The organism is uncultured Leptotrichia sp. (assembly GCF_938036635.1).
GTDB classification, from domain to species: domain Bacteria; phylum Fusobacteriota; class Fusobacteriia; order Fusobacteriales; family Leptotrichiaceae; genus Leptotrichia; species Leptotrichia hongkongensis.
The window spans coordinates 1-2259 of the sequence record NZ_CALHQO010000335.1 but is presented as its reverse complement, the minus strand read 5'-3'; the positions used below and the strand labels follow the sequence as shown (position 1 = coordinate 2259).

Below are 2259 nucleotides of genomic sequence, written 5' to 3'. Positions count from 1 at the left end.
AATTATACTACAGAGATAAAATAAATTTTAAATAAAATTCAAAGAAGTTTAAAAATTATTTTTGCAGTAAAATAGAGGAGGATTGAAAATATTATATGAAAAAAATTGGGATAATACTAATAATAATGCTGGTTATAGTATTTTTGTCAACAAGAACGGGGAAAATAGAGAAAAAATCATTAAGCGGAGTCTCTAAGGAGCAGGCTGTATTAGAGAAGAATAAAGATAAATATAACAAGCATATACGTTTTTACAATAGAATTCTTAATATTGATAAGGGACTACTGTATTATTTTGAAGATGCTGGAATGGATAAGAAGTTTAAAAATATTCAAAATGAAGAAATTACAGCTGATATTGCAATTGATAAAAACTTTATTGATAAATTAAAAGAATTATCTGAAAGTAAAGAAAAAAAAGATGAATTGGATAAAAAAGCGATAGCTATGCTTCCAGTACTTGAAAAAATGTTGCCGATTACCGATGAAATGAGAACATATTATAAAAATAAGCAATATTTGCAGGATAATTATGCGAAAGCGCAAGATTTACATACGCAATTACTTGCAACTTTAGATAAATATAATCAAGTTACAAAAAGTTATAAAGAAGTATTTGAAAAAAAATCAGATGAAATTAAAAAGCTGATGATAAAAGATTATGATAAGAGAAAGCAGTATATTACATATAATCAATTTATGTTCATCGAGGAAGGCGACCAGATTATAAAGGAAATACATAAGCAAGGGCTTGATGCGAGTGACTTTACTGCAAAAGGGAATGCAAAAAAATTCAAAAAATTAGAAGAAAAAATGGATAAAGCCTTCATAAAATTTGAAAAATCTATAAAAAATACAAAACAGCTTGAAAAAGAAGGATATAATCCTGGAGATCATAGTGAATTTATTCAGAAAGCAAATAAATTTAAGCAATCTGTAAATGTATTTATCCAAAGAATAGAGAAAAAGGAAAAAGCCTCACATTCATCTGTAAGTGATAGTTTCTTTGCACAGACTGAGGAAGGAACACCAGAAAATGTACTTGCAAACTTCAATGAAGTAATAAAGGAACACAACAAATTATTAGCGAAAAAAATTAAAAAATAATAATTAAAATTAATTTATGAAAGAAAGATTTGATTTTATCAGATTTTTCTTTTTTTTTACAAAAATATGGTATAATTCTAGTGAAAAAAGTATTAAGGAGTGATAGTAATGAAAAAAGCAGTTATATTTTTGGTAATGGCAGTTGGAATAAATGCAATGGCACATTTAGGAGGACCTTGTTCTGTAAGTGAGAAAAAATGTGTTATAAGAGGATTCAAGGTAGATGGAAATATTCTGAATGAATCAGAAGCTTCTAGTATTATGGAGATTGTTGATATATTGAATAAATATGGCAAATCTGGAACAATTGATGTTATAGGACATACAGATTCTACAGGTTCACAAAAACATAATTTAAAATTATCAGAAACAAGGGCAAAAAACTTTGCAAGATTAATGAGGGAATTTGGGCTGGATAAAAGATTTTCCTTTGGAAAAATAAAAGGTGAAGGAGCAAATTCGCCTGTAGATACAGATGACAGAGTTGAAGGCAGATACAATAACCGAAGGGTTGAAATTCTTTTGAATAATGTAGAATTTGAAACTCAAGAAAACAAGTAAAATTATGATTTTAAAGGAAAAAGATTATGAAAAAATTAATTATACTTTTGATGATAGTAATAGGTATGAGTGTACAGGCAGAGGAAATTAGAAAAAAAGAAGAAAAAATTAATACGAAAAATACTGATTATATTCCAGAACCCCAAATGCTAACTCAGATAAATTTTGGAACTCCGTCTTGTATTATAACAGATCGAAAATGTGTAGTTTATGGATTTAAGGTAGATGGAGAAAAAATAAATAAATATGAAAGTTATGATTTAAAAAATATTGTAAAGGCGCTCAATGCTTATATAAAAAAAGGTTCTCTTGAAATTATAGGGCATACAGATTCAACTGGTTCAAAAAAACATAATCTAAAATTATCTTTGGAAAGGGCAATAAATGCGGCTAAATTATTGCGGGAATATGGATTAGATAAAAGATTTTCCATTGTGAAAATTATAGGAAAAGGTGGGGAAGAACCTATTGATACAAATGAAACTGTAGAAGGAAGATTTAATAATAGAAGAATTGAAATCATTTTAAATGATTTGGAATATAAAGAATCAAGATTTATAAATGAATAAATATCAAATGTATTTAAAGAAAT

3 protein-coding genes are annotated in these 2259 nt (G+C 27.0%); all 3 read left to right on the top strand.

Features of this window, described 5'->3' with window-relative positions; all coding sequences use genetic code 11:
- Positions 1 to 95 precede the first annotated feature (95 nt).
- The 3 genes from Q0370_RS06695 to Q0370_RS06685 all read left to right on the top strand — a co-directional run bounded on the left by Q0370_RS06695 (position 96) and on the right by Q0370_RS06685 (position 2236).
- Complete coding sequence (locus tag Q0370_RS06695) at positions 96 to 1106, top strand: YiiG family protein (RefSeq protein ID WP_299573736.1); 1011 nt, start codon at positions 96 to 98, stop codon at positions 1104 to 1106.
- Positions 1107 to 1214: 108 nt separating this feature from the next.
- Positions 1215 to 1667, top strand: coding sequence for an OmpA family protein (locus Q0370_RS06690; protein WP_299573734.1), 453 nt, complete (start codon positions 1215 to 1217; stop codon positions 1665 to 1667).
- Positions 1668 to 1693: 26 nt separating this feature from the next.
- The gene (locus tag Q0370_RS06685; protein WP_299573731.1) at positions 1694 to 2236 is read left to right on the top strand and encodes an OmpA family protein; all 543 of its coding nucleotides are present in this window, start codon (positions 1694 to 1696) and stop codon (positions 2234 to 2236) included.
- Positions 2237 to 2259 lie beyond the last annotated feature (23 nt).

What these genes read in the sequence shown, in the direction of transcription:
- Q0370_RS06685 (WP_299573731.1), top strand. Translation starts at nt 1,694, where the DNA reads ATGAAAAAATTAATTATACTTTTGATGATAGTAATAGGTATGAGTGTA.
- Q0370_RS06695 (WP_299573736.1), top strand. Translation starts at nt 96, where the DNA reads ATGAAAAAAATTGGGATAATACTAATAATAATGCTGGTTATAGTATTT.
- Q0370_RS06690 (WP_299573734.1), top strand. Translation starts at nt 1,215, where the DNA reads ATGAAAAAAGCAGTTATATTTTTGGTAATGGCAGTTGGAATAAATGCA.